At 62.2% G+C, this 1,172-nt stretch carries 2 protein-coding genes; both read left to right on the forward strand.

Annotation, left to right across the window (positions count from 1 at the left end; all coding sequences use genetic code 11):
* The coding region (locus EOA86_RS35510; RefSeq protein WP_128345726.1) for an MBL fold metallo-hydrolase at positions 1-522 on the forward strand (522 nt) is incomplete at its 5' end.
* A gap of 117 nt (positions 523-639) precedes the next feature.
* A partial coding sequence (locus tag EOA86_RS35515; RefSeq protein WP_128345728.1) for a quinoprotein dehydrogenase-associated SoxYZ-like carrier occupies positions 640-1,172 on the forward strand: 533 nt, incomplete at its 3' end.

Below are 1,172 nucleotides of genomic sequence, written 5' to 3' on the forward strand. Positions count from 1 at the left end.
CTGCAAAGCTTCCGCGAACAGATCGGCGACGCACTCATGAAAGGGGTCGAGATCATACCGCCGACGATGCTGGTCGATGATCGCCTGCAGCTCGACCTCGGTGGACGCGTGCTCGAATTGCAGGCATGGAAAGCGGCTCACACCGACAACGACCTGACCGTCTTCGACAACGCGACCCACACGCTGTTTGCCGGCGATCTCGTTTTCATAGGTTCCTTGCCGACGCTCGACGGATCGCTGCTCGGTTGGCTTCGCCAGATGGATGCGCTCGCCGCGATCGGCGCCGTGCGCGCCGTTCCGGGTCATGGCCCGGTGCCGGCCGACTGGCCGGAGGCGCTGACGGCGGAGCGGCGCTATCTCGAAGTTCTGGCGCGCGATATTCGCAAGGCGATCGTCGACGGGACGCCGCTCAGCGAGGCAGTCAAGACCGCCGGCGCAAGCGAACGGGGCAATTGGCATATGTTCGACGACTACAACCAGCGCAATGCAACGGCCGCCTTTGCCGAAGTCGAATGGGAATAGATCACACCGACAAGCGTTGGACGGGATGAAGTGGATCGATTTGCCAAGGCATCGTCAAAGGCTTATCCTCGACATCGGCCTGGGCACCACCTCTCTGACATTGGTGGAGGCATCGAAATGCAGAACCACTCTTACCGGAGCCGGCAGCTCGCCTTGCCGCTCGCAGCCATCTTTGCCGCGATCATCCTGGCCGTCGGCGCGCTCTTTGGCTCCTCCGGAGCCGCCCACGCGCAACAAACAGCCGCGTCTTCGGACAGGATCTGGCAGGATTTGAAAGGCGACGTGTTCGGCGATCGGGCAATTCTGATCGATACCGGCGTCGTCAGGGTCGAGGCGCCGAAGCGGGCGCAGGATGCCGCCATCGTGCCTGTCGACATCTATATCGACCCGGCCAAGGCACCCGACGGCATCAAATCCGTCACCTTGATAATCGACGTCAATCCGGCACCGGTTGCGGCGACGTTCCAGATCGGCAAGGACGCCGGCGTGACGCATCTGTCGACGCGCGTGCGCGTCAACGACTATTCCTATCTGCGTGCCATAGCAGAAACCCAGAGCGGTGAACTTCACATGGCTCAGACCTTCGTTAAGGCGTCAGGCGGATGCTCGGCCCCGGCGGTCAAGAACCAGGACGAGGCGATGGCGACAAT

It is taken from the genome of Mesorhizobium sp. M5C.F.Ca.IN.020.32.2.1 (assembly GCF_004023105.1).
Classification (GTDB): Bacteria; Pseudomonadota; Alphaproteobacteria; order Rhizobiales; family Rhizobiaceae; genus Mesorhizobium; species Mesorhizobium wenxiniae.